Annotated in this window: 23 protein-coding genes; 8 read left to right on the top strand and 15 right to left on the bottom strand. The window is 72.0% G+C overall.

The features are described from left to right. Both rapZ and uvrC read right to left on the bottom strand, forming a co-directional pair. On the bottom strand, positions 1 to 870 hold the full coding sequence (gene rapZ / locus K6T13_RS08510; RefSeq protein WP_222898041.1) for an RNase adapter RapZ: 870 nt from the start codon (positions 868 to 870) through the stop codon (positions 1 to 3). Beyond that, entirely contained in the window at positions 870 to 2,852 is a 1,983-nt protein-coding gene (gene uvrC, locus K6T13_RS08505) for an excinuclease ABC subunit UvrC (protein ID WP_222898040.1), read from the bottom strand. Before uvrC ends, rapZ begins: the two co-directional genes overlap by 1 nt. A gap of 145 nt (positions 2,853 to 2,997) precedes the next feature. Between uvrC and K6T13_RS08500 the strand changes: the two genes are divergently transcribed. After that, a complete protein-coding gene (locus tag K6T13_RS08500) occupies positions 2,998 to 3,633 on the top strand; it encodes a fasciclin domain-containing protein (protein WP_222898039.1) in 636 nt (211 codons plus the stop codon). Positions 3,634 to 3,691: 58 nt separating this feature from the next. On the opposite strand, the gene K6T13_RS08495 is transcribed toward K6T13_RS08500, so the two are convergent. Together K6T13_RS08495 and uvrA are read right to left on the bottom strand one after the other, a co-directional pair. After that, positions 3,692 to 4,123, bottom strand: coding sequence for a Rieske (2Fe-2S) protein (locus K6T13_RS08495; protein ID WP_222898038.1), 432 nt, complete (start codon positions 4,121 to 4,123; stop codon positions 3,692 to 3,694). 74 nt (positions 4,124 to 4,197) lie between these two features. After that, the gene (uvrA, locus tag K6T13_RS08490) at positions 4,198 to 7,203 is read right to left on the bottom strand and encodes an excinuclease ABC subunit UvrA (protein WP_222898037.1); all 3,006 of its coding nucleotides are present in this window, start codon (positions 7,201 to 7,203) and stop codon (positions 4,198 to 4,200) included. Positions 7,204 to 7,316: 113 nt separating this feature from the next. On the opposite strand from uvrA, the gene K6T13_RS08485 reads away from it, so the two are divergent. Genes K6T13_RS08485 through K6T13_RS08475 form a run of 3 tightly spaced genes read left to right on the top strand, consistent with a single transcriptional unit; the run spans position 7,317 to position 9,429 of the window. Further along, the gene (locus tag K6T13_RS08485; protein ID WP_222898036.1) at positions 7,317 to 8,033 is read left to right on the top strand and encodes a maleylpyruvate isomerase family mycothiol-dependent enzyme; all 717 of its coding nucleotides are present in this window, start codon (positions 7,317 to 7,319) and stop codon (positions 8,031 to 8,033) included. After that, a complete protein-coding gene (locus K6T13_RS08480) occupies positions 8,033 to 8,704 on the top strand; it encodes an MBL fold metallo-hydrolase (RefSeq protein ID WP_249424012.1) in 672 nt (223 codons plus the stop codon). The genes K6T13_RS08485 and K6T13_RS08480 overlap by 1 nt, the downstream gene beginning before the upstream one ends. A gap of 2 nt (positions 8,705 to 8,706) precedes the next feature. Next, positions 8,707 to 9,429, top strand: a complete 723-nt coding sequence (locus tag K6T13_RS08475) for a maleylpyruvate isomerase family mycothiol-dependent enzyme (protein WP_222898035.1) — start codon at positions 8,707 to 8,709, stop codon at positions 9,427 to 9,429. 13 nt (positions 9,430 to 9,442) lie between these two features. On the opposite strand, the gene K6T13_RS08470 is transcribed toward K6T13_RS08475, so the two are convergent. Continuing rightward, a complete protein-coding gene (locus K6T13_RS08470) occupies positions 9,443 to 9,910 on the bottom strand; it encodes a cupin domain-containing protein (protein ID WP_222898034.1) in 468 nt (155 codons plus the stop codon). 5 nt (positions 9,911 to 9,915) lie between these two features. On the opposite strand from K6T13_RS08470, the gene K6T13_RS08465 reads away from it, so the two are divergent. Further along, positions 9,916 to 11,844, top strand: coding sequence for an alpha-amylase family protein (locus K6T13_RS08465; RefSeq protein WP_430228199.1), 1,929 nt, complete (start codon positions 9,916 to 9,918; stop codon positions 11,842 to 11,844). Here the strand turns inward: K6T13_RS08465 and K6T13_RS08460 are convergent. From K6T13_RS08460 to K6T13_RS08445, 4 genes are read right to left on the bottom strand one after another with little or no spacing between them, the layout of a single operon-like run. Then, positions 11,841 to 12,896, bottom strand: coding sequence for an NAD(P)H-binding protein (locus K6T13_RS08460; protein ID WP_222898033.1), 1,056 nt, complete (start codon positions 12,894 to 12,896; stop codon positions 11,841 to 11,843). The two genes, K6T13_RS08465 and K6T13_RS08460, sit on opposite strands and share 4 nt — an antisense overlap. Before the next feature lie 4 nt (positions 12,897 to 12,900). Further along, a complete protein-coding gene (locus K6T13_RS08455) occupies positions 12,901 to 13,362 on the bottom strand; it encodes an SRPBCC family protein (protein WP_222898032.1) in 462 nt (153 codons plus the stop codon). Between the two features lie 13 nt (positions 13,363 to 13,375). After that, positions 13,376 to 13,900 carry a flavin reductase family protein gene (locus tag K6T13_RS08450; protein WP_249424011.1) on the bottom strand — a complete coding sequence of 175 codons (525 nt, stop codon included), beginning with the start codon at positions 13,898 to 13,900 and terminating at the stop codon, positions 13,376 to 13,378. Positions 13,901 to 13,932: 32 nt separating this feature from the next. Next, positions 13,933 to 15,210, bottom strand: coding sequence for an HNH endonuclease signature motif containing protein (locus tag K6T13_RS08445; RefSeq protein WP_222898030.1), 1,278 nt, complete (start codon positions 15,208 to 15,210; stop codon positions 13,933 to 13,935). 195 nt (positions 15,211 to 15,405) lie between these two features. On the opposite strand from K6T13_RS08445, the gene K6T13_RS08440 reads away from it, so the two are divergent. After that, a complete protein-coding gene (locus tag K6T13_RS08440; RefSeq protein ID WP_222898029.1) occupies positions 15,406 to 16,248 on the top strand; it encodes a hypothetical protein in 843 nt (280 codons plus the stop codon). Between the two features lie 10 nt (positions 16,249 to 16,258). Here K6T13_RS08440 and K6T13_RS08435 read toward each other — a convergent pair whose 3' ends face one another. The 3 genes from K6T13_RS08435 to K6T13_RS08425 all read right to left on the bottom strand — a co-directional run bounded on the left by K6T13_RS08435 (position 16,259) and on the right by K6T13_RS08425 (position 17,968). Then, positions 16,259 to 16,432, bottom strand: a complete 174-nt coding sequence (locus tag K6T13_RS08435) for a Txe/YoeB family addiction module toxin (RefSeq protein WP_283247958.1) — start codon at positions 16,430 to 16,432, stop codon at positions 16,259 to 16,261. Between the two features lie 73 nt (positions 16,433 to 16,505). Continuing rightward, on the bottom strand, positions 16,506 to 17,591 hold the full coding sequence (locus K6T13_RS08430; RefSeq protein ID WP_249424010.1) for a DinB family protein: 1,086 nt from the start codon (positions 17,589 to 17,591) through the stop codon (positions 16,506 to 16,508). Next, the gene (locus K6T13_RS08425) at positions 17,588 to 17,968 is read right to left on the bottom strand and encodes a VOC family protein (RefSeq protein ID WP_222898028.1); all 381 of its coding nucleotides are present in this window, start codon (positions 17,966 to 17,968) and stop codon (positions 17,588 to 17,590) included. The genes K6T13_RS08430 and K6T13_RS08425 overlap by 4 nt, the downstream gene beginning before the upstream one ends. Between K6T13_RS08425 and K6T13_RS17650 the strand changes: the two genes are divergently transcribed. Together K6T13_RS17650 and K6T13_RS08415 are read left to right on the top strand one after the other, a co-directional pair. After that, complete coding sequence (locus K6T13_RS17650) at positions 17,946 to 18,455, top strand: cupin domain-containing protein (RefSeq protein ID WP_430228195.1); 510 nt, start codon at positions 17,946 to 17,948, stop codon at positions 18,453 to 18,455. The two genes, K6T13_RS08425 and K6T13_RS17650, sit on opposite strands and share 23 nt — an antisense overlap. A gap of 25 nt (positions 18,456 to 18,480) precedes the next feature. Next, a complete protein-coding gene (locus tag K6T13_RS08415; protein ID WP_222898211.1) occupies positions 18,481 to 19,125 on the top strand; it encodes a class I SAM-dependent methyltransferase in 645 nt (214 codons plus the stop codon). Here K6T13_RS08415 and K6T13_RS08410 read toward each other — a convergent pair. The 3 genes from K6T13_RS08410 to K6T13_RS08400 are packed head-to-tail and all read right to left on the bottom strand — an operon-like array spanning position 19,096 to position 22,157. Beyond that, positions 19,096 to 20,196, bottom strand: coding sequence for a prenyltransferase (locus K6T13_RS08410; protein ID WP_222898026.1), 1,101 nt, complete (start codon positions 20,194 to 20,196; stop codon positions 19,096 to 19,098). The genes K6T13_RS08415 and K6T13_RS08410 overlap by 30 nt on opposite strands. Beyond that, positions 20,186 to 20,914 (bottom strand): class I SAM-dependent methyltransferase, encoded by a 729-nt coding sequence (locus tag K6T13_RS08405; RefSeq protein WP_222898025.1) that lies wholly within the window; start codon positions 20,912 to 20,914, stop codon positions 20,186 to 20,188. Before K6T13_RS08405 ends, K6T13_RS08410 begins: the two co-directional genes overlap by 11 nt. Next, on the bottom strand, positions 20,901 to 22,157 hold the full coding sequence (locus K6T13_RS08400) for a glycosyltransferase family 4 protein (RefSeq protein WP_222898024.1): 1,257 nt from the start codon (positions 22,155 to 22,157) through the stop codon (positions 20,901 to 20,903). Before K6T13_RS08400 ends, K6T13_RS08405 begins: the two co-directional genes overlap by 14 nt. Positions 22,158 to 22,207: the final 50 nt, after the last annotated feature.

The raw sequence follows: 22,207 nt of genomic DNA, 5'->3' as shown, positions 1-22,207 counted from the left end.
TCACTCCCGCCCGAGGTCGCGGTGGTGGGGGCGTACGTCGTAGCCGACGGCGGCGAGCCGGGCGGCGACCTCCTCCGTCATGGCGACGCTGCGGTGCTTGCCGCCGGTGCAGCCGATCGCGATCGTCATGAAGCGCTTGCCCTCCGCGAGGTAGCCCTTGGCGACGCCCTCGAGCACGGGCAGGTAGCCGTCGAGGAACTCGGCCGCACCGGGCTGACCCTTGACGTAGTCGGCCACGGGCTGGTCGGTGCCGTTGAGCGGCCGCAGGTCGGGGACCCAGTGGGGGTTGGGCAGGAACCGCATGTCGGCGACGAAGTCGGCGTCGACGGGGATGCCGTACTTGAAGCCGAAGCTGATCACCGTCACCTTGAGGCGGGAGGTCTCCGGCGTCCCGAACGCCTCGGCGATCCGGTCGGTGAGCTGGTGCACGTTGAGGTTGGTGGTGTCGATGACGAGGTCCGCGTTGCTGCGCATGTCGGCGAGGACGACGCGCTCGCGCTGCAGCCCGTCGAGGAGCCGGCCGGAGCCCTGCAGCGGGTGGGGCCGGCGCGCGGCCTCCTGCCGCCGGACGAGGACGTCGTCGCTGGCCTCGAGGAAGACCAGCGTGGCCCTCCGGCCCGTGGCGCCCTGGGCGAGGTTGGCGGTGAGGGACTGGAAGAAGGACCCCGAGCGGACGTCGACCACGACGGCGATCGACTGCTGGACGCCGCGGTTCTCGTCGACCAGCCGCACGACGTCACGCAGCAGCGACGGCGGGAGGTTGTCGACGACGTAGAAGCCGAGGTCCTCCAGCTCCTTGGCCGCGGTGCTGCGCCCGGCGCCGGTCATGCCGGTGACGACGACCAGCTCGCCGCTGGACTGTTCCTCCATCAGGACTCCTCGACCTCGCCGGTGGCGGTGTTGACGTGGACAGTCTTGCGGTCCGAGTCCGCGATCGCATCCTTGATCGCACCGGCGGTGCGGGCGCCGATGCCGGGGACCAGCGCGATCTCGTCCACCGACGCCGCCCGCAGCTTGCGCAGCGACCCGAAGTGCTTGAGGAGGGCCTTGCGTCGCACCTCCCCCAGGCCGGGGACGTCGTCGAGCAGGCTCTCCACCATCGACTTCGAACGCCGCGACCGGTGGTGCGTGATCGCGAACCGGTGGGCCTCGTCGCGGATCCGCTGCAGCAGGTAGAGGCCCTCGGAGGTGCGCGGGAAGATCACCGGGTCGTCCTCGTCGGGGAGCCACACCTCCTCGAGCCGCTTGGCCAGGCCGCACACCGGCACGTCGACGACCCCGAGGCGGGAGAGCGCGTCGCGCGCGGCCGCCACCTGGGGGGCGCCACCGTCGACCACGACCAACCCCGGGGCGTAGGCGAACTTGCGGGGACGCCCGGTGTCGGGGTCGACCAACATCGGGCCGGAGTCGGTCACCACCTCGGTGGACCGCCCCTGCTCGTCGAGCAGCCGCCGGAACCGGCGCGTGATCACCTCGTGCATCGAGGCGACGTCGTTCTGCCCGCCCTCCGGGTTGGCGTCCCCGCGGATCACGAAACGGCGGTACTCCGACTTGCGCGCGAGGCCGTCCTCGAAGACGACCATCGAGGCCACGATCTCGGTTCCCTGCAGGTTGGAGACGTCGAAGCACTCGATGCGCAGCGGGACCTCGTCGAGGCCCAGCGCCTGCTGGATCTCCTCCAGCGCCTTGCTGCGCGTGGTCAGGTCGCTGGCCCGCTTGGTCTTGTGGAGCGCCAGCGACTGGGCGGCGTTGGACGCGACCGTCTCCTGCAGCGCTCGCTTGTCGCCTCGCTGCGGGACCCGGATCCGGACCCGGCTCCCCCGCAGCTCGCTGAGCAGCTCCTCGAGGGTCGCGGCGTCGGGCGGGAGTGCCGGGACCAGCACCTCGCGCGGGATGGTGTCGGCTGCCTCCTCGCCCGCCCCGCCGTAGAGCTGGAGCACGAAGTCCTGGACGAGCTCAGGGGTCTGGCCCTCGTCGACCCGGTCGGCCACCCAGCCGCGCTGCCCCCGGATCCGGCCGCCGCGCACGTAGAAGATCTGGACCGCCACCTCGAGCGGGTCCTCGGCCAGCGCGATGACGTCGGCGTCGGTGCCGTCGCCGAGCACGACCGCCTGCTTCTCCAAGGCCTTCTCCAGCGCTCCGAGGTCGTCGCGCAGCCGCGCGGCCCGCTCGAACTCCTCGGCCGTGGAGGCGGCGTACATCTCCTGCTGGATCCGCTTCACGAAGCCGGCGGTGCGACCGGCCATGAACTCGCAGAAGTCGTCGACGATCTCGCGGTGCTCCTCGGCGCTGACCTGACCCACACAGGGTGCGGAGCACTTGCCGATGTAGCCCAGCAGGCAGGGGCGCCCCATCTGGGAGTGGCGCTTGAAGACGCCGGCCGAGCAGGAACGCATGGGGAAGACACGCAGCAGCAGGTCGACGGTCTCCCGGATCGCCCAGGCATGGGAGTAGGGACCGAAGTAGCGCGTGCCCCGCTTCTTGGCGCCACGCCCGACCATCACCCGCGGGAACTCCTCACCGACCGTGACGGCGAGCCACGGATAGGACTTGTCGTCGCGGTACTTGACGTTGAACCGCGGGTCGAACTCCTTGATCCAGGAGTACTCGAGCTGCAGCGCCTCGACCTCGGTCGCCACCACGGTCCACTCCACCGACGCCCCGGAGGTGACCATCGACGCGGTACGGGGGTGGAGGTTGCCCACGTCCTGGAAGTACGACGAGAGCCGGGCCCGGAGGTTTTTGGCCTTGCCGACGTAGATGACCCGGCCTCGCGCGTCGCGGAACCGGTAGACCCCCGGCCGTGTGGGGATCGACCCGGGAGCGGGTCGGTAGGACGCGGGGCTGGCCACGCGGCAACCCTACGGGTGCCCACCGACCCTCCCTGCCACGCCTCGGCGGCGGGGAGCCGGTCTGGACCACCCATCCGAACTCGACACTGTGTCGAAGGTGGTGTTGAGGGGAACAGGCCCCTCCCTGCTGATACCAGGAGACACGATGCACAAGCGCACCACCGCCACCGTCGTCGCCGGCCTCGCCGTGGCCCTCGCCGCCCCGCTCACGGGGTCTGCCGCGCACGCCGGGGACTCCCGCGGCAACACCAGCCTCGCCCAGGTGCTCGCCGCCGATGGCAACGAGTTCGACCGCAACTGGATGGACTTCGACATCGTCGACGCGGCCGTCAACGCGGTGCTCGACGCGAAGCCGGACAGCACAGTGGGCGTGCTGGCCGACGGCGACGTGGACCTCACGGCCTTCATCCCGACCGATCGCGCCTTCCGCCGTCTCGTCGACGACCTGACCGGCGACAAGCCGGCCACCGAGCAGGAGACGTTCGACGTGGTGGCGTCGCTGGGCATCGACACCGTCGAGGGCGTCCTGCTCTACCACGTCGTCCCCGGTCCGGCGATCGACTACCGGACCGCCCGCAAGGCCGACGGTGCCCGCCTCGAGACGGCCTTGGGCAAGAAGATCCGCGTGAACGTCAGCCCCAACGGCAAGGTGGTCCGGCTGAAGGACCGCGACCCCGACGCGCGCAACCCGATCGTGCTCCGGAAGCTGAGTGACATCAACAAGGGCAACCCGCAGATCGCCCACGGCATCCGCGACGTGCTGCGGCCGGCGAACCTCTGAGAACCTCGTCCGGGCGGGGCCTCGTCGGACGGGGACCCGCCCGGACGCACGCTCCGGGTCAGCTGCGCGAGATCTCCTCGCCGTCGACGGAGATGGCCACCTCGTCCAGGGGCGAGGTCGCGGGGCCCGAGATCACCGACCCGTCGGCGATCGAGAACGCGCTCCCGTGGCAGGGGCACTGGATCTGCTCGCCCTCGACCCGTCCCACCAGACAGCCCTGATGGGTGCACACGGCAGTGAAGGCCTTGAAGTCGCCCTCGCTCGGCTGCGTCACCACGACCCTCTCGTCCTCGAGGATCAGGCCACCGCCGACCGGTACGTCGGCGGTCGATGCCAAGCCGCCCGCGGCCCCGCCTGCGTCGTCCGGCGGCGGCGACTCGGCCCCGGTGTCGGCGTCCCCCCCTCCGCATGCCGCGAGCACGGGGAGCCCGAGCCCCAGGCCGGCCATGCCCGTCAGGGCGTGACGTCGGTGCAGTCCGGGGGTGGTCATCGGTGCCTCCTGATCGGTGCGGGCCATGGTCGCGACACTACTCAGCAACCTGAGACGGAGTTGAGAGCGCTGTGTCAGCGACGCCCCGCCGGCTTGCCCGACCTCTTCGCAACGGTGGTGCGCGCAGCCACCTTCTTGGCCGGGCCCTTCGCCGGCGTCGCCTTCTTTCCCGCGGCCTTCTTCGCCGGAGCCCGGGTGTCGGCCGGCGCACGCCGACGCTTCGGTTGAGCAGCTGCCCTTCCCTCCAGGATCGGCGCCAGGAACTGACCGGTGAAGCTCGCCGGGTTGGCGGCGACCTCCTCGGGGGTCCCCTCCGCCACGACCAGCCCGCCCCGGGACCCGCCCTCCGGTCCCATGTCGACCAGCCAGTCGGCCGTCTTGATCACGTCGAGGTTGTGCTCGATGACGAGCACGGTGTTGCCCTTGTCGACGAGGCTGGAGAGCACGCCGAGCAGCTTGCGGATGTCCTCGAAGTGGAGGCCCGTCGTGGGCTCGTCGAGGACGTAGACGGTGCGGCCGGTCGAGCGCTTCTGCAGCTCGCTGGCGAGCTTGACGCGCTGGGCCTCGCCCCCGGACAGGGTCGTGGCGGGCTGGCCGAGCCGGACGTAGCCCAGCCCGACCTCGCACAGCGTCTTCATGTGGCGCGCGATCGCCGGGACCGCCGCGAAGAAGTCGGCGGCCTCCTCGATCGGCATGTCGAGGACCTCGGCGATCGTCTTGCCCTTGTAGTGGACCTCCAGCGTCTCGCGGTTGTAGCGCGCGCCGTGGCAGACCTCGCACGGCACGTAGACGTCCGGCAGGAAGTTCATCTCGATCTTGATGGTGCCGTCGCCCGCGCACGCCTCGCAGCGGCCACCCTTGACGTTGAAGGAGAACCTGCCCTGCAGGTAGCCGCGCATCTTCGCTTCGGGCGTGGAGGCGAAGAGCTTGCGGATGTGGTCGAAGACGCCGGTGTAGGTCGCCGGGTTGCTGCGCGGCGTCCGGCCGATGGGCGACTGGTCGACGTGGATCACCTTGTCGACGTGGTCGACCCCGGTGATGCGGCGGTGGCGGCCGGCGACGCGGCGCGCACGGTGGAGCTCCTTGGCCAGCGCGGTGTAGAGGATGTCGTTGACCAGCGTCGACTTGCCGGAGCCGGAGACACCCGTGACCGCGACGAAGAGCCCGAGGGGGAAGGTGACGTCGATGTCGCGCAGGTTGTGCTCGTGGGCACCCCTGACGACGAGCTCGCGGCCCTTGGTGCGGGGCCGGCGTACGTCGGGGACCGGGATCTCGCGCCGGCCCGAGAGGTAGGCGCCGGTCATCGAGTCGGGGTGGTCGAGCAGCCCCTGGACGGGGCCGGAGTGCACGACCTGGCCGCCGTGCTCGCCGGCGCCCGGCCCGATGTCGACGACCCAGTCGGCCACCCGGATGGTGTCCTCGTCGTGCTCCACCACGATCAGGGTGTTGCCGAGCTCCCGGAGCCGCACCAGCGTCTCGATCAACCGGTGGTTGTCGCGCTGGTGGAGCCCGATCGACGGCTCGTCGAGGACATAGAGGACGCCCACCAGTCCGGCCCCGATCTGGGTGGCCAGGCGGATCCGCTGCGCCTCACCGCCCGACAGCGAGCCGGAGGCACGGTCGAGGGTGAGGTAGTCGAGGCCGACGTCGAGGAGGAAGTTGAGCCGCTCGAGGATCTCCTTGAGGACCCGCTCCCCGATCTGCTTCTCGCGAGGGGTGAGGTCGAGGCCACGGAGGAACTCGGCCGTCTCGTTGATCGGCAGGGCGCAGACCGCGGCGATGCTCATCCCGCCGACCGTCACCGACATCGAGACCGGCTTGAGCCGCGAGCCCTCGCACGTCGGGCACGGCACCTCGCGCATGAAGCCCTCGAACCGCTCGCGGCTGGTGTCGGACTCCGCCTCGCGGTGGCGCCGCTCGATGTAGGCCTGCACGCCCTCGAACTGCGCGTAGTAGGAGCGCTCGCGGCCGTAGCGGTTGCGGGTGACGACGTGGACCTTGGTCGGGTGACCCCACAGCAGCGACTTCTGCTGCTTGCCCGTGAGGTCCTCCCACGGCGTGTCCAGGTCGAATCCCAGCTCCTGGCCGAGCGCGCCCATCAGCCGGTGGAAGTAGTCGGCGACGTGGGCCTGGCTCCACGGCTGGATCGCGCCCTCGCCCAGCGACGCGGACGGATCGGGGACCACGAGCTCGGGATCGACCTCGAGCCGGGTGCCGAGGCCGTGGCACTCCTGGCAGGCGCCGAAGGGTGAGTTGAACGAGAACGACCTCGGCTCGAGCTCGTCGGTGTCGATGGCGTGGTCGTTGGGGCACGACATCTTCTCGGAGAAGCGGAGCTCGCGACCGGGGTCTCGCTCGTCGAGGTCCACGAAGTCGAGCACCACGAGCCCGCTGGCGAGGTTGAGCGCGGTCTCGACCGAGTCGGTCAGGCGCCGCTTGGCGGACTCCTTGACCGCCAGCCGGTCGACCACCACCTCGATGGTGTGCTTGCGCTGCTTGTCGAGCTTGGGCGGGTCGTCGAGCTGGTGGGTCTCGCCGTCAACCCGGGCCCGCGCGAAGCCCTGGGTCTGCAGCTGGCGGAAGAGCTCGACGTACTCGCCCTTGCGACCGCGGATCACCGGCGCCAGCACCTGGAACCGACGGCCCTCCTCCAGCGCCAGCACCCGGTCGACGATCTGCTGCGGGGTCTGCCGCTCGATGGGGGCGCCGCAGGTCGGGCAGTGCGGGTGACCGATGCGGGCGAAGAGCAGCCGCAGGTAGTCGTAGACCTCGGTGATCGTGCCGACGGTCGAGCGGGGGTTCTTGGAGGTCGACTTCTGGTCGATCGACACCGCGGGCGAGAGCCCCTCGATGAAGTCGACGTCGGGCTTGTCCATCTGGCCCAGGAACTGTCGGGCGTACGCCGAGAGCGACTCGACGTAGCGGCGCTGCCCCTCGGCGAAGATGGTGTCGAAGGCGAGGCTGGACTTGCCGGAGCCGGAGAGCCCCGTGAAGACGATGAGGGAGTCGCGCGGCAGGTCGAGGGACACGTCCTTGAGGTTGTGCTCCCGGGCACCCCGGATGATGAGCTGGTCGGCCACCTGCGGTCCTGTCCGTCCCGTCGTCTGTTCGAACACATGTTCGCTCGTCGTGCGCCCGCGCGCAAGCCACCGCGCCGACGCGCCCAGACTCTCACGTCGGGCAAGATGGGCGTATGGCCGATCCCACGACCACCGCCCTGGACGCCGACGTGCTCGTGGCGGCCGGCCATCGACTCACGCGCACCGTCGACGCGCTCGAGCCCGACGACTGGCACGCGCCCTCGCTCCTCCCCGGGTGGACCCGGTCCCACGTCGTGGCGCACCTCGCGCTCAACGGCGAGGCGCTGGGCGGAGTGCTGCGTGGCGTGGTCGATGGTGAGACGGTGCCGATGTACCCCTCCCAGCAGCGTCGCGACGACGACATCGAGGAGCTCGCCGCCGCCGAGCGCTCCAACCTGCGCGACCGGCTGCTCGCGTCCCTGACGACCTTCGTGGAGGCGGCCCGCGCGGTGCCGGAGCACGCGTGGTCGGGACGCTTCGACCGCACGACCGACGGTCCGTCGCTCCCCCTCGACGCGATCCCGTTGATGCGGCTCCGCGAGCTGGAGATCCACCACGCGGACCTGGGGGCCGGCTACACGTCCGCCGACTGGTCCACGGCGTTCGCCGAGCACGTCATCAGCAGCATGTCCAGGCGGCTCGACCCCGACCAAGGGTTCCGGGTGGCGCCCCTCGACGCCTCGCGGACCTGGGACGTGGGCGAGATCGGCGAGGACTCACGGGTGGTCACCGGGCCGGTCACCGACGTCGCGTGGTGGCTGACCGGCCGCGAGCCGAGCGACCAGGTGAGCTGCAGCCGCGGCGCCCTGCCGATGATCGGCGGCTGGTAGTGGCCTACACCGGCCGGGTCTCCCCCGGGGGCGATCCCGACGTACGTGAGCTGTCGCGGCTGACCGTCACGAAGGTCGCGGTCGACCCCGAGATGTCCAACAACTGCTACCTGCTGCGGTGCGCGACGACCGGGTCGCAGCTGCTGGTCGATGCCGCCGACGAGCCGGACGTGCTGCTGCGACTGGTCGGCGACGACGGGCTGACCGCCGTGGTCACCACCCACCAGCACTGGGACCACCACCGCGCCCTGGCGGCGGTCGTGGCGGCCACGGGCGCGGCGGTGGTGGCCGGTACGCCGGACGCCGAGCCGATCACCGAGCAGACCGGCGTCGAGGTGACGCGCCGGGTCGACCACGGCGACACCGTCGAGGTGGGCACGTGTGACCTCGAGGTGATCGCGATCCCCGGCCACACCCCCGGCTCCATCGCGCTGCGCTACCGCGACCCGGAGGGGCACGACCACCTCTTCACCGGCGACTCCCTGTTCCCCGGCGGGGTCGGCGCCACGTTCGGCGACGCCGACGCCTTCGCCCAGCTGATCGACAACGTCGAGACGCGCGTCTTCGGCACCCTCGACGACGACACGTGGTTCTACCCCGGCCACGGCGACGACTCCACCCTCGGGGCCGAGCGACCCCACCTCGCCGAGTGGCGCGAGCGGGGCTGGTGACCGTGGCGGAGCCGACGCTCGACCAGGCCCTCACCGACCGGGTCCAGGACGCGACCGCCCGCTACCTGCAGGTCCTGGACTCGCTGACCGACACGGGCCGAGCGGCGCCGAGCGTGCTGCCGGGGTGGGACCGTGGCCACGTCGTGGCCCACCTCGCGCGGCAGGGTCTGGCGACCGCGGCGGCGCTCGACGAGGTCCGACGCGGCCAGGACCCCGTCCTCTACGCGTCGCCGTCACAGCGCGAGGACGACATCGAGACCCTGGCCGCGGCACCGCTCGACGAGCTCCGCGCCGCGACCCTCGAGGCGGCGGGACGGTGCCACCGCGCGATCGAGGCCGCGCTCCACCACGACCCGGCCGCCCTGGCCGGACGCCGCGTCACCGTGTTCCCCGGGTCCGACCGGGCGATGGACGTCACCGAGCTGGTCCGCACCCGGTGGCGAGAGGTCGAGATCCACCACGCCGACCTCGACGGCGGCTACGGTCCCGCCGACTGGCCCGACGACTTCACCGACCACCTGCTCGAGGTCGTCGTCGCCGACCGCGCCCCGGAGTGCGACCTGCTGCTCGTCACGCCGACCCGTGACGTCGTGGTCGGCGCCGCCGGTGGGCTCCGGGTCGAGGGCACGGCCGCGGGCCTGGCCTGGTGGCTGCTGGGGCGACCGGCGGTGCCGGAGCTCACCGGGCGGTTGCCCCAGCTCTCCCCCTGGGTGCGACGGGGCTGACGCTCGCGCCGCCTCAGAGATAGGAGTCGGGCACCGGGCCCAGCACCTCCATGCGATTGTCGTGGGCGATGCGGTCCAGCAGCTCGGGTGTCGCCCGACCGGTCGCCTCCGCAATCGACAGCTCGGCGAAGAACCCCACCATGGCAGCCGGTGCGAACAGGTTCAGCTTGACCCCGGGCGTCGAGGACACCACCTGGAAGGTGTGGGGAGCGGCTCGTGGCACGTACACGAAGGTCCCGGGCGGGCACTCGTGCTGCTGGTCGTCGGCGAACACCTGGTAGGTCCCCTCGAGGACGTAGAACGCCTCGGCGGCGTCCTGGTGGCGGTGCAGCGGTGGGCCGAAGCCCGGGGGCTCCCGCCGGGTCTGGATGAGGGAGAACGCCCCCTCGGTCTCCGGTCCATCCACGATCACGCGCGCCTCGAAGTTGCCGAGGTCCAGCAGCCGCCCCTCGTCGGGGCGGACCACGACGGTCCTGTCCATGAGGCATGGTCGCGGACGGCGGCCTCGGCAGGCAACGGGCCGACACTTTCGACATACTCGGACCCGTGCACCCCCACGACATGCGCGCCGGGTTCGAGGGGCGGGTCCGCACCTGGCGGCCCGATGTCGAGCGTGGCCTGCGACGGGTCTGGCCGGAGCTGCCCGAACGCCAGCAGCAGGCCCTCCTGGGCCGGTTGCTCTCGATCGCCGAGGACGGTTGGGAGGAGCGGCCCGCCGACCTCCGCGAGCTCGACCACCGCCGGCTGGCCGAGCCCGACTGGTTCCAGCGACCGACGATGCTCGGCTACGCGGCGTACGCCGACCGCTTCGCCGGAACGCTCCAGGGCGTCGCGCGGCGCGTCGACCACCTCGCCGACCTCGGCGTCACCTACCTCCACCTGATGCCGCTGCTGACGCCGCGGCCCCGACCCAACGACGGCGGGTACGCCGTCGCCGACTACCGCAGCGTGCGCGCGGACCTCGGCGACGTCGACGACGTCCGCGACCTCGCCACGACGTTGCGGGGCTGCGGCATCAGCCTCTGCCTCGACCTGGTGCTCAACCACGTCGCCCGGGAGCACCCCTGGGCGGTCGCCGCGCGCGCGGGCGACCGTGAGAAGCGGGCCTACTTCCACGTCCACCCGGACCGGGCGGTGCCCGACGCGTTCGAGGCGTCGCTGCCGGAGGTCTTCCCGGACTTCGCCCCCGGCAACTTCAGCTGGGACGACGACCTCGCGGCCTGGGTGTGGACGACCTTCCACGACTACCAGTGGGACCTCGACTGGTCGAACCCCGACGTGCTGTGCGAGTTCGCCGAGCTGATCTGCCTCTGGGCCAACCGGGGCGTCGAGGTGTTCCGGCTCGACGCCATCGCGTTCCTCTGGAAGCGGCTGGGCACCAGCTGCCAGAACCAGCCGGAGGTGCACGAGCTCACCCGGCTGCTGCGCACGGTGGCGCGGATCGCCTGCCCGGCGGTGATCTTCAAGGCCGAGGCGATCGTCGGTCCGGCCGACCTGCCCGCCTATCTCGGGGTGGGCGAGCACGCCGGTCGGGTGTCCGACCTCGCCTACCACAACAGCCTCATGGTGCAGCTGTGGTCGATGCTCGCCACCGGGGAGGTGGGCCTGGCCACCCTCGCCCTGCAGCGACTCGCGCCACCGCCCCCGACGACCTCGTGGCTGACCTACGCCCGCTGCCACGACGACATCGGGTGGGCCATCGACGACCGGGACGCGGCCGAGGTCGGTCTCGACGGCGGCTCGCACCGCCGCTTCCTCTCCGACTGGTACGCCGGCACGTTCCCGGGCTCGTGGGCGCGTGGGCTGGTCTTCCAGGACAACCCCGCCACCGGCGACCGCCGGATCTCCGGCTCGCTGGCGTCCCTGGCGGGCCTGGAGTCCGGCGACCCGGGTGCGGTGGATCGGATCCTCCTGCTGCACGCGGTGATGTTCGGCTTCGGTGGCCTGCCCGTGCTGTGGATGGGTGACGAGGTCGGTCTCCTCAACGACGAGGGCTGGCACGACGACCCGGCCCACGCCACCGACAACCGGTGGGTCCACCGCCCCGAGATGCCCTGGGACCGGCTGGACTCCCTGACCGACGAGCAGCACCAGGTCGCCGTGGGGATCAAGCACCTGGCCACCGTCCGGGCCGGGCTGCCCGCCCTGCACGCGGGGGTCCCCACCGAGGTCTGGGACCCGCGCGACCCCGGGGTGCTGCTGGTCGTCCGTCGGGCCGAGCAGGGCCCGTTGCTGGTCGCCGCCAACATGACTGCCGAGCAGCGGTGGGTCGCCGACGACGTGCTCCACTGGCTGGGGCTGCACACCGAGGGCCTGGTCGACGCGATCACCGGCGACCGGCCGGAGCTGCGCTCAGGTGCGGTGCCGCTCGCGCCGTACGCCTGCGTCTGGCTGCACGACGGGGAACTCCCTTAGCCGCGACCGAGCCGCAGCAGGCCGCGCGTGCGGTGGAGCGCCAGGCTGGCGCCGGCACGCACCGCGGCGGGTGCCCGCAGCTCGTCGAGCACCGGCGCGCGCTGCCGGGTCCAGGCCGGGTCGCTGGCCAGCGGCGCCTCGGCGGTCGTCGGGTCGCCGGCCAGCGCCCGGTCGATCGCCTCCTCCAGCGGCAGCAGGGGTACGCCGTCGGCCGGCTGCCAGGTCTCCCCCGGCCGGCAGACCATGTCGTGCCGCAGCGACTCGACGAGCGCGGCCACGGTCCAGAACGGGGCCTGGACCAGGCCGGCCGTGGCCAGCGAGACCAGACCGGGTGGCGCCGAGAGCACGGGCACCGAGACCCGGCGGAGCCGGGCGCCGCGGGTGCAGACCCGGAGCAGCCGGGGGTAGGTCACGACGTCGGGACCGCCTACGTCGAGCGTGCCGGTCCGCGGGACGCTCTCGTCGAATCCCTCGACGAGGGCCCGCACGACGTCCGTGACCGCGACCGGCTGCACGGAGCTGTGGAGCCACCGCGGGATCGGGTGCACCAGCAGCAGGGTCGCGAGCTGGCGCACCACCTCGAAGGACGTCGAGCCGGCGCCCACCACGACGCCGGCGCGCAGCGCCAGCGTGTCGCACTCGGCGGCCAGCAGCTCCTGCTCGACCTCGAGCCGCGAGGCCAGGTGGGCCGAGAGCGCGCCGGGCGGCTCGTCCGGCACCAGTCCGCCGAGGTAGACCAGTCGACGGACCTCCGTGGACGCGTCCACGGCGCGACGTACGTTGCGGGCGGCCGCCCGATCCCGGTTCGAGAAGTCGCGCAGGTCGAGCGAGTGCACGAGGTAGCAGACGGCATCGACCTCGGCCACCGCGTTCGCCACCGCCACGGCATCGGTTACGTCGCAACGGCGGTGGGTCACGCCGGCGCCCCAGGCGAAGCGACCGGGGTCCGGCGGCGAGGAGGACGCCGCCACCACCTCGTGGCCGGCCTCCAACAGGGCCGGGACGAGGCGGGTGCCGACGTAGCCGGTCGCGCCGAGGACGAGGATGCGCATGCCGTCAGCCTCGCAGGTGGCGCCGCATGTTCCGGCTGAAGACCCGGCCGGTGGCTGCGAGGAAGGCGTGCATCGTGGACTGGACGGCGGGCCGGGAGACGCGCGGCAGCGGGAGGTCGACCCAGATCGTGATGTCGATCGCGACCCTGGTCCTGTCGCCCTCGGCCGTGAGGAGGTACTCCCCCTCGGCACCGGTGCGCTCCCGCTCCTCGTCACCGTCGTGGGTGAACCCGATGCGGCGCCCCTCCTCGAACTCCATGCGCTCGGTGAAGGAGGGCTGGATGGCCGTCGAGAGGACCGGGATCCGGGTCAGGTGCCACGTCCAGCGGTCTCCGTCGGTGTCGATGCGGGTCAGGTTGGGCGTCATCCGCACCAGCAGGTCGGGGTCGGTGAGCACCGCCCAGACCGCCGCGGTGTCGGCGGCGAGCGTGGCGTCGGAGTGCGTGTGCGCCTGGAACCGGTTCATGGGGGAAGGCCTCTCAGGCGCCGTCGGTGGAGCCGTACCGGCCCTGGAAGTAGGTGAGACCCGCGACGTCCTCCACCAGGTCGAGGTCGACGACGCGCCCCACGACGAGGTAGTGGTCACCACCCTCGTGCACGGCCTCGATCGTGCAGTCGACGTAGCCGACCACCCCGTCGAGGAGCGGGGACCCGGTGACCGTCGAGGGGCGCCAGCCGACTCCGCCGAACTTGTCCGCACCCCGCGTCGCCATCCGCTCGGCCAGCTCGACCTGGCTGGCGGCCAGGAGGTTCACGCAGTAGGACCCGGACTCGTGGATGTGCGGCCACGCGCGGCTGGTGCGCGAGGCGGCGAAGACCACCAGGGGCGGCTCGAGCGACAGGGACATGAAGCTCTGCACGGTGAGTCCGACCGGGCCGAACGGTGCGGTGCCGGTGACGGCGGTGACGCCGGAGGAGAACCTGCTCAGGACGTGCCGGAACTGGTCGGCGGCGTCGTCGGGGCCGGGGCTCGACTCGCCGCGGCGGCTCCCCTGGACGTGCATGGTCGCCCAGTGTGTCACGGGGGGTGAAGGCCTCATGTCCGCCGGTTGAACCTGACGGATCCGTCGGGGTGGTGTCGGTGGAGGTAGCCGCGGTCGTGGATGCGGCGGTGGTGGAAGCCGCAGAGGGGGATCATCTGGTCGAGGTCGGTGGTGCCGCCGTGGCTCCAGGGTTGTCGGTGGTGGAGCTCGGTCCAGGCGTAGGGGACGTCGCAGCCGTCGGCGGCGCAGCTGGTGTGGTGGAGGGCGCCGGCGGTGGCCTGGGTGTCGGTGAAGAAGCGTGTGCGGCGGCCGAGGTCGAGCAGCTGGGAGGCGCCGTCGAGGACGGCGGGCAGGATGCCGGCCTGGCAGGCCAGGCGGCGGGCCTCGGCGGCGGAGACCAGGTCGCCGGTGTCGAGGCCGGCGGCCTTGAGCTGGCCGCGCAGGGTGTCGGCGTCGAGCGTGACGATGACGGTGGCGGCGACCTTGCGGTGGAGGTGGTCGGTGGGCAGCCGTTCCAGCAGGCTGGTGAGGGCCTCGCCGTGGCGGCGTGGCCAGTCGAACCCTTCGGCGGTCGGGGAGGGCGAGCGCCCGGCCTGGGCGGTAGTGGCGCCGAGCCGGCCGCGGCGGGGTGAGGCGAGCTGGTCGACGGCCTTCTTCAGAATCGCGGCGGCCAGGGTGGGCACGGTGAAGTGGCCGGTGCTGGTGCCGTCGCCGTTGTCGTGGAGGGTGAACCGGGTCTTCGCCAGCGCGGCGCTCTCCTCGTCGACCAGCTGGGCGTCCTCATGGGCGTCGACGGTGGCGGGGTCGGGTTCGACGGCAGCCAGGGCGCGGCGGGCCAGGCGGCGCAGCTGGGTGGGGTCGACCCGGCGGGCCTGGTCGACCAGCCGGTCTTCCACGCGGGCGCGCTGGTCACCGGTGAGGTGGCGGGGCAGGCGGGAGGCGGCATGCGCGATCACGGCGGCGTGCTCAGCCGAGACCTCCCCGGCGCCCAGGGCCGCCCGGGTCGCGGGGAGCTGGGCGTCGAGGTCACGCGCGAGCCTGACCTCCCGGGCGGCCGCGGCGGTGCCGGTCCGGGTCTGCCGGGACAACCACGCACCTGTGGAGGCACAGCCGGCGTCCTCGGCCACCGTGGACCGCTCCGCGGCCGCGACCAGCCGGAGCTTGATCGCCTCCATCCGGTGCAGCGCCCGCTCCCACTCCGTAACCGTCGCGGCGAGCTGGTCGGCGGGCAGCCCGGCCACCTCGACCCGGTCGAGCACCTCGTGCACCGCCGCCACCACCGCGGCCGGATGACCGCTCGGCGGTGCGTGAAGCTCGAGGACCGGTGACATACCAACCACGCTATTCGAACACATGATCGAACGCCATGCCCTCCGCCGAGGGTGTGCACACCCGGGACCGAAGAGAGCTTGTGGACACCACCTGGCCCCGCTGGGTGCGGTCTGATCGTGCGTCCGGTCTGCGTCTGAGTGCCGCCGCCCGTCGCGAGGGCGGCGGTCTGCGCGGGGTGTGACAGCGTGATCTGTGTGCGTGTGCTCTCGACCGTGGATGCCTGGCTTGACGTGGCGCATCTCAGCGACCCGGACCAGCGGATCGCAGGCTGGAGCGCAGACTACGAGGCGGCGTTCCCGTCCGTGTTCGAGGTCTACTACAGGTCGTGGGGCTCACACGCTCGACGGGTGGAGGCGGCGAAGTCGGCGCCCACACTCATTGAGAGTGTGCGCCGTGCGGAGGGTCGCGCCATCGAGTTGCTCCAGACCGCCGAGCAGGACTTTCGCGACCATGGACTCATTGACGGAGATGACCTGAATGTCGTCTTGATGGTTGGCGGCCGTTCCTCCAATGGCTGGGTGGCCGATCACGAAGGGCAGCCCACCCTCTTCCTCGCGCTGGAGTACCTCGGGCTGTCGCCGTACGACGACCTGCTGGTCGTGCACGAACTGACCCACGTAGCGCAGCAGAGACTCTCTGCAGATGCCCGCGATGCCACGTACACCAGCGCACTGGCGCTGCTGGTGGAGGGGTCGGCGGTCACCACCACGCGGCTTCTCCGGCCCGGCTTCTCCGACAGTGCCTACCTGTGGTCAGACGAGGAACACGGAGAGTGGGTTTCGAGATGCGAGGTGTCAGCGCCTCGCATCGCTCGACTCGTCCTCGATCATCTCGACACCCTGGACGATGACGAAGGAGTCGCACCACTCTTCAGGAATCGCGAGCACGGTCATGTGCCAGCGCGGGCGGGCTACTGGGCTGGTGACCAGATTGCCCAGGCGCTGGTGACGCAGGGCATCGGCCTGTCGGATCTGCTCGCCGTGGACGCCGCAGAGGGTCGAAGGTTGGCCGCGCGCTGGGGCGAACAATTGGCGTAGTTCGGTGACGTCACCGGCCGTAGTGGTACCGGCAAGCTGCGATGCGAACCTCGGTGTCGGTGAGCTTGTACTCGAGCCTGTGTTCGTCCGTGATTCTTCGTGACCAGTAGCCGGCGACGTCGTGCTCGAGGTGCTCAGGCTTGCCGATGCCGGCGTTTCCGTTGCGCCGAATGTCCTGGATCAGCAGGTTGATCCGCGGCCAGCCTCGAGGCGCTCCATCGCGTCGAGGAGGCGCCGAGGGTTGGCCGGCGAGCAGGTCAGTGGCGCCCGGTCACCGGACCCGAGCGGAGCCTGCGGCCCTCGGCGTCGTAGAGCTCGGCCTGGAGGTCGCGTCGGGCGTGGCCGCCCTCGGCGATCAGGATGGCGACGCCGTCGATGACCTGGTCCTCGTCGACGACGTCGCCACTGCTGGTGTCGAGGAGGCGGGCGGTCACCGCGTCGGGGTCGGCGACCCAGCCCCCATGGACACTGCGGCGACCGTTGCCCCAACCGCCGTTGGCCGCGAAGACGTCGTCGGGCTCGGCCTCGACCGGGCCGGACATGAACCCGGCCGAGGTCCGCCACAGCCCGTCGCTGCGGCGGTCCAGTCCGACGAACCCCTGCCGTGGCCGACCGTCGGGCCCGTCGAAGGTCACGGCGACCGCCGCCGCGTCGCCGACGTCTCGTTCACGCACGAGGCGCAACGACTCCTCCTCGAGCGCGTAGTCCGCCAGCACCCGGGCTCGCGCGACCTCCTCGGGGCTGGAGCTGTCGACGGTCGGCTCGTCCGCGAACGACACGGCGACGGCCTCCAACCGGGCGACGTGGGCCGGCCAGTCGACCTCGTCCGGGAGGTTGCTGACGTCGCGTCGGAGCCCCGCCGACCCGTCCAGGCCCTCCCGCAGGATGTCGGCGTGCCCGGCGTGACGGTTGGTGTCGGCGATGACATGGATGAGCAGCAGCCGCAGCGGGACGCGGTTGGTCTCGGCCGGCCACCACGGCACGGTGCCCTCCGCGTCGAGGTCGAGCTCCTCGAAGGTCTTGGCCGCTTCAGCCCAGGCGAGGTGGTAGAGGCCGACGACGTCGTCGCGGGACTCCTCCTCGGTCGCCCACATGTCGGCGTTCGGCTCCGCGTCGTCGGCGTACCAGGGCAGGGCCACCGGGATCTGCCGCCCGAAGCAGCCCACGAAGTAGCCCAGCTCGACACTGGCAAGGTGCTTGACGAGGCCCAGCAGGTTGGTGCCCGTCGGCGTGAGGGGCCGCCGAACGTCGTAGTCGTCGAGCCCCTCGAGCTTCCACAGGATCGCCTCACGCGCGGCCTGCAGGTAGCGGACCAGGATCTCCTTCTCGGTCTCCATGGTCATGCGCCCTCACCGAGCGGGCGCAGGACGCAGAACTCGTTGCCCTCGGGGTCGGCCAGGACGGCCCAACCACGGTCCGGTCCCTCTCGCCGGTCGTCGACCATGGTGGCCCCGAGCTCCAGGATCCGCTGCACCTCCTGGTCCCGGCTGCGGTCGGTGGGGCGCAGGCACAGGTGCATCCGGTTCTTGACCGTCTTGGGCTCCGGCACCTTCAGGAACAGCAGGTAGCGGTCGTCGGGCCCGCTCAGCCCGCACTCCTCGTCGTCGGGCGCCGGCGCCTCGTCCTCCAGCACGAAGTCCTCGAGCACCCGGGACCACCACACGGTCTGGGCGTGGGGGTCGCGCGCGTCGAGGCAGATGTTGGACGTCCGAGAGGCCATGCACGCACCCTGCCACCTGCCGCCCCCGCCCGCCACGCCCCACAGGGGTGGGTGTCTCCGTATCCTCAGGGCATGGCTGAGCAGCCTCAGGACCAGCGGCGCGACCCCGACCCGGCCCGCCCGTGCGAGCACGTCGCGGCCGAGTCGCTCACACCGGCCGACCCGACTCCCGGGATGGCGCGCCGCCTCGCCTCCCACGACGCCGGGATGTGGACCGGGCTCGTCGACACCGAACCGGGGGCGGTGTCCGGCTGGCACCACCACGGAGACCACGCTCTACGTCGTCGCCGGGCGGATGCGGCTGGAGTCCGGCCCCGGGGGCGGCGACGTCGTCGAGGCGGGCCCCGGCGACTTCCTCCGGGTCCCGGCCGGCGCGGTGCACCGGGAGTCCAACCCTGGTGACGCGCCCTCCCGGGCGGTCATCGTCCGGTGCGGGACGGGCGAACCGACAGTCAACGTCGACGGACCGGCACCGGACCCGACGTGAGCACGCGGCTACAGTCCGCGGCGTGATGCCGGCCGACCTGCTCGCCCACGCCCGTGCGGCGAAGGGCTTCATGCCCGACGACGAGGGTCTGCTGCTGCACCGGTACGCCCTGGAGCGCCTGCCGCACGGGCCCGTGCTCGAGGTGGGGACCTACTGCGGCAAGTCGGCGATCTACCTCGGCGCGGCCGCCCGAGAGGTCGGCGGCACCGTGTTCACCGTCGACCACCATCGCGGCAGCGAGGAGAACCAGGCCGGCTGGGAGCACCACGACCCGACCCTGGTGGACGCCGAGACCGAGCTCATGGACACGCTGCCGGTGTTCCGCCGAACCCTCGAGCGCGCCGGGATGGAGGACGTGGTCGTGGCCGTGGTGGGGCAGTCGGCGACCGTCAGCCGGCACTGGCGCACCCCGCTCAGCATGCTCTTCATCGACGGTGGTCACGCCGAGGAGCACGCACACCAGGACCTCACCGGCTGGGCGCCCTGGGTGATGCCGGACGGGCTGCTCGTCATCCACGACGTCTTCCCCGACCCTGCGGACGGAGGCAGGCCGCCGTACGACGTCTTCCTCCGCGCGCTGGACGGGGGCTGCTTCGCCGAGGTGGAGGCGCTGGGCTCGATGCGCGTGCTGCGCCGGACCTCAGGAGCGCCGGGCGACCCGGTCGGCTGAGGCACAGCCGCAGGCGAGGCCGATCTCGGCGAACGCCGGCCCCAGCGTGGTCCCCCGCATGATCGTCGACCCGGACGTCGTCCCCGAGAGGGCGTCGACGGCGAGGATCACCGCCGCCGCGGTGTAGGTCGTCTGCTCCCCCGGCCAGTTGACGTCCTCCGGGAAGACGAGGCCCGTCCAGTAGGACCCGTCGTCGCGGCGCAGGTGCTGCATGTCGCGGAGCAGCGCGACGGCCCGCGTCCGGTCACCGAGCGCGTCGAGCGCCAGCACCAGCTCGCTGGTCTCCGCACCCGTCACCCACGGGTTGGGGCTGACGCACCGGATCCCGAGCCCGGGTACGACGAAGGCGTCCCACCGCGAGGCGATCAGCTCCTCGCCGGCCGGACCGCGCACCGCACCCCCGAGCACCGGGTAGTACCAGTCCATCGAGAACTCGGACTTGTCGAGGAACAGGTCGCGGTGGTCCCGCAGCGCGTGGGCCAGGCGACCACCGGCCAGCTCCCAGTGGGGCTGGGGGTCGTCCATCAGGCCAGCCAGGGCGGTGCCCGCCTGCAGGGCGTGGTGGATGCTCGAGGACGCCGCGACCAGGGCCTCCTCGTCGACCCGGTCCGGTCGCCCGTCACGCCACTCCTGAGACCAGGCGATGCCGCCCCACGGGAGCTGCAGGCCGACGACGAAGTCGAGACCGCGGCGCACGACCGGCCAGAACCGGCGTACGAAGGCGCTGTCCCGGTGGACCAGCCAGTGGTGCCACACTCCCACCGCGAGGTAGGCCGACATGTTGGTCTCGCCGCTGTGGTCCTCGACCTCGCCGGCGACGATCTTCATCGGGACCGACCCGTCGTGACGCTGGACGGTGGCGACCCAGGCGTAGGCGCGCTCCGCTGCGCGCCGCTCGCCCGCTGCGACGAGACCCATGGCGGACTCGACGTGGTTCCAGACGTCGGTGTGACCACCGACCCGCCACGGGATCGCCCCCGACGGCTCCTGCGCGGCGACGATGCTACGGGCGGTCGCCCGCACGTCGTGGGCGGTGAGGACCCCGTCCAGGTGGGGGACGTCAGCGATCACGGGAGCGCTCCGGCTTGCGGCAGTAGAGCACCAGCGACTTGCCGATCAGCGGGTCGAGCACCCGGCTCGCCCACCGCAGCACCCGGGGCTGCGACATGATCTCCCACACCAGCAGCCGGTGGTAGGCCCGCGCGAGCGGGTGGTCGTCGTTGGTCACGCCGACGGCGCACTTGATCCACCAGTACGGCGAGTGCAGCCCGTGGGCGTAGCCGTGACCGGTCACCTCGAGGCCGGCGCCCGCGGCCTTGGACGCGAGCTCCTTGTCGGTGTAGATGCGGATGTGGCCGCCGGGGACGTCGTGGTACTCCTCCGACAGCTTCCAGCTGACGACCTCGGGGAACCAGCGGGGCACCGTCAGCGCCACCGTGCCACCAGGCCGGGTCACGCGCACCAGCTCGCGGAGCGCCCCGATGTCGTCGGGGATGTGCTCGAGTACCTCTGCGGCGACCACCCGGTCGAACTCGCCGTCCGCGAAGGGCAGGGCCAGCGCGTCACCCTCCTTGACGTCCGCCTCGGCCCCGTCCGGGACCTCGCCGGCCTCCCTCATGGCGGCGAAGAGCTCCCGGACGCCGGCGAGCTCGTCGGCGTCCTGGTCGAAGGCGACCACGTCGGCACCCCGCCGGTACATCTCGAAGGCGTGCCGGCCGGCCCCGCACCCGAGGTCGAGCACGCGGTCACCGGGCCGCAGCCCGAGCCGGTCGAAGTCAACGGTCAGCACGGCGGCGCTCCTCCTGGTGGTCGGCGATGGCCTCGGCGTACGCCTCCGCCGTGGCGCGGGCGACGGCGTGCCAGCTGAAGTGGTCGAGCACGCGTTGACGCCCCGCGGCCCCGAGCCGTGACCGCCGCTCCGGGTCGTCGAGGAGCCCGGCCAGAGCCTGCTCGAGCTCACCCACGTCGCCGGGCTCGACCAGCACAGCGCACTCCCCCTCCTCGCCGACCACCTCGGGGATCGCTCCCGCCCGGGAGACCACGAGCGGCGTCGCGCAGGCCATCAGCTCGGCCGTGGGCAGGCTGAAGCCCTCGTAGAGCGACGGGACGCAGGCCACCTCGGCCGACCCCATGAGCGTGACCAGCTCGTCGTCGGAGAGGCCGTGGACGAAGCGGACCGAGTCGGCGATGCCGAGGTCGTCGATCAGCTGCTCGGTCCGGCCACCGGCGACCGGCCGGGTCACCAGCACCAGCTCCAGGTCGCGCTCCACGCGCAGCTTGGCGAAGGCCTCGAGCAGGGTGGCGATGCCCTTCATCGGGGCGTCGGCCGAGGCCATGGCCATGATCCGGCCCGCGACCCGCGGTTCGGTGGGCGGCACGAACCGGTCGTCCACGCCGAGCAGGATGACCCGCATCCGTTCTGGGTCCACGCCGAAGTCCCTGGCAGCGTCCCGCCGCGAGGCCTGCGACGGCGTGAGGATCAGGCGCATCTGGCGGGCCACCTTGGCCTGCATCCTCACGAAGCCGTACCAGCGACGGACGGAGAGCCGCTTGCGCCACGTGGGCGCCTGGGCGAGGTCGATCCGGCGGTCGAAGGTGATCGGGTGGTGGATCGTCGCGACGACGGGGAGTCCGAGCTTCCGCTCGATGTCGACGATGCCGTGCCCGAGGACCTGGTTGTCGTGGACGACGTCGAAGTCGTCCACCCGGTCGGCGAGCAACCGCGCCACCCGGGTGCTGAACGTCCTGGGCTCCGGGAACCCGCCCACGCACATGGTGAGGAACTCCTCGACGTCCACGAGGTCGCGGAACTCCCGGAGCCGGGGCACCCGGAAGGGGTCCGGCTCCCGGTAGAGGTCGAGGCTGGGGACCGGCGTGAGCGTCACGCCCTCGTCGAGCTCGGGGTAGGGCTGACCGGAGAAGACCTCGACGGTGTGGCCCAGCCGGGCGAGCTCCCGGCTCAGGTGGCGCACGTAGACGCCCTGCCCGCCGCAGTGCGGCTTGCTGCGGTAGGACAGCAGTGCGATCCGCATGCGGCGCCTTTCTGTGTGACCCGGGGAACACGTGTTCCTATCACGTCCGT

It is taken from the genome of Nocardioides coralli (genome assembly GCF_019880385.1).
GTDB lineage: Bacteria > Actinomycetota > Actinomycetes > Propionibacteriales > Nocardioidaceae > Nocardioides > Nocardioides coralli.
This window is presented reverse-complemented; position numbering and strand designations above follow the sequence as displayed.

Bases quoted from the DNA above. Each gene is read 5' to 3' on its own strand.
- rapZ (WP_222898041.1), bottom strand. From the start codon at position 870: ATGGAGGAACAGTCCAGCGGCGAGCTGGTCGTCGTCACCGGCATGACC.
- K6T13_RS08500 (WP_222898039.1), top strand. From the start codon at position 2,998: ATGCACAAGCGCACCACCGCCACCGTCGTCGCCGGCCTCGCCGTGGCC.
- K6T13_RS08495 (WP_222898038.1), bottom strand. From the start codon at position 4,123: ATGACCACCCCCGGACTGCACCGACGTCACGCCCTGACGGGCATGGCC.
- K6T13_RS08485 (WP_222898036.1), top strand. From the start codon at position 7,317: ATGGCCGATCCCACGACCACCGCCCTGGACGCCGACGTGCTCGTGGCG.
- K6T13_RS08470 (WP_222898034.1), bottom strand. From the start codon at position 9,910: ATGGACAGGACCGTCGTGGTCCGCCCCGACGAGGGGCGGCTGCTGGAC.
- K6T13_RS08465 (WP_430228199.1), top strand. From the start codon at position 9,916: ATGGTCGCGGACGGCGGCCTCGGCAGGCAACGGGCCGACACTTTCGAC.
- K6T13_RS08460 (WP_222898033.1), bottom strand. From the start codon at position 12,896: ATGCGCATCCTCGTCCTCGGCGCGACCGGCTACGTCGGCACCCGCCTC.
- K6T13_RS08455 (WP_222898032.1), bottom strand. From the start codon at position 13,362: ATGAACCGGTTCCAGGCGCACACGCACTCCGACGCCACGCTCGCCGCC.
- K6T13_RS08450 (WP_249424011.1), bottom strand. From the start codon at position 13,900: ATGCACGTCCAGGGGAGCCGCCGCGGCGAGTCGAGCCCCGGCCCCGAC.
- K6T13_RS08445 (WP_222898030.1), bottom strand. From the start codon at position 15,210: ATGTCACCGGTCCTCGAGCTTCACGCACCGCCGAGCGGTCATCCGGCC.
- K6T13_RS08430 (WP_249424010.1), bottom strand. From the start codon at position 17,591: ATGACCATGGAGACCGAGAAGGAGATCCTGGTCCGCTACCTGCAGGCC.
- K6T13_RS17650 (WP_430228195.1), top strand. From the start codon at position 17,946: ATGTTGGACGTCCGAGAGGCCATGCACGCACCCTGCCACCTGCCGCCC.
- K6T13_RS08425 (WP_222898028.1), bottom strand. From the start codon at position 17,968: ATGGCCTCTCGGACGTCCAACATCTGCCTCGACGCGCGCGACCCCCAC.
- K6T13_RS08415 (WP_222898211.1), top strand. From the start codon at position 18,481: ATGCCGGCCGACCTGCTCGCCCACGCCCGTGCGGCGAAGGGCTTCATG.
- K6T13_RS08400 (WP_222898024.1), bottom strand. From the start codon at position 22,157: ATGCGGATCGCACTGCTGTCCTACCGCAGCAAGCCGCACTGCGGCGGG.